The following is a 1,430-nucleotide window of genomic DNA, read 5'->3' as shown; positions in this document are numbered from 1 at the left end:
AAAGGTGCTGGTGCGTTGACTCGTGAATATATGACTCTTAGAAACAATATGAGCCACAATTTTAGAATTGTTCCTGTTAAACCAAAATCTAATAAATTTAGTAGAATAACATCGTTAATTACGCCGTTTACCTACAAAAAACTTTACATTGCAAAGTACAGTAGTTCTTCTGTATTTAATGACATTTATTCTTACAAAGGGGACAACAAAACCTATGATGATGCTCTTGATGCAATATCAGCTGCATATTTAATGTTGTCTTTGGGATATAGAGATAGAAGTGTTCACTTTGGCAATCAAAAATTTTTGTAAATTTTATTGACAAAAGTATTAGTTTTTGCTATTATGTGCACAAGTTAATAAAGAGAAATAAAATGTGTGATTTAAGAAAAGCAAAACTACTGGATAAGATAAGTTCACTAGAACTATATAGATACTCAATATTTTTTAGAAATTACATTGAAAATGTAGCTGAAGATTGTCTCAAGAATGGGCTTGTTCTTGAGAGTACTGATCACAATGTTAGTGAATTTGAACTTGATAGATTAAAGGCACAACTTAAAGCTGCTCTACTTAATTGTATTATAAGTTACCGTTTTCATGGAATTGGATATGTTTTAGTAAAAACTCAAGATACAATACTAGATCTTGAAGAGCCAGTTAATAAAGAGCTACCTATTGGATTTAAGTACCTTGATTATGAATCTGTAAGGGATTTGGGGGTTGATTTTGATTATATAACTTATAAAGTAAAATCCAATAATAAGGACAATTCTTTTGACAGTGTTAAAATACATAAAAGTCGACTCATAATATATGAAAACTTTGATTATATCTTAAAAAGATATGTTCCATGTTATACAGAAAGTTTTTTGTTAGATATTTATTTATTTGAAAAAATATACGTTGAAATAGAAAAACGTATTGAAAACCACAATTTTTTATTTTATAAAGACGAATCTTTAGTTCAACTACAAGATGCACTCTCTAGTGCAACAACTTCTTTAAGCACACTTACTCAAAGCAGTAGTGATAAAGGGGGCGGTATTTTATCGTCCTTTTTGAGAAAACAAAATTCGAATAATCATAATAAAGATATTTCTAATTTAAGAAGTCTTAATGACTCATTGGCACATGAGCTAGCGAGGCTTAAAAATAACTTAAATAATGAGGGGATGTTTTATACAGCGACTCCTAGTGCTAGCTTAGAGGTTATTAAGTACGATCTTAGTTATTTAAAAGAGGCTTTAGCCTTAATTAAAGCAAAAATTGGTGCTGATACTAAAGAGCCTTTAACTAGAAGTTTTAATGAACAGGCTAAGGGACTTGGAAATGATGGTAAAGGTGATAGGAGCAATTATTATGATTTTCTAAAAGGCGTGCAAGAACAAGTTGAGAATTCTTGTAACTTAAAGCTTGGTAAGTATTTT

The 1,430-nt window shown here is 29.9% G+C and carries 2 protein-coding genes; both read left to right on the top strand.

Annotated features, from left to right (window positions below; all coding sequences use genetic code 11):
- A partial coding sequence (locus HNR35_RS05695) for a phage terminase large subunit family protein (RefSeq protein ID WP_473246938.1) occupies window positions 1-312 on the top strand: 312 nt, incomplete at its 5' end.
- A gap of 62 nt (window positions 313-374) precedes the next feature.
- Window positions 375-1,430 (top strand): anti-CBASS protein Acb1 family protein (locus HNR35_RS05690; RefSeq protein ID WP_183224545.1); only part of this gene is annotated, 1,056 nt, incomplete at its 3' end.

Source organism: Borreliella spielmanii (assembly GCF_014201705.1).
Classification (GTDB): domain Bacteria; phylum Spirochaetota; class Spirochaetia; order Borreliales; family Borreliaceae; genus Borreliella; species Borreliella spielmanii.
This window is presented reverse-complemented; position numbering and strand designations above follow the sequence as displayed.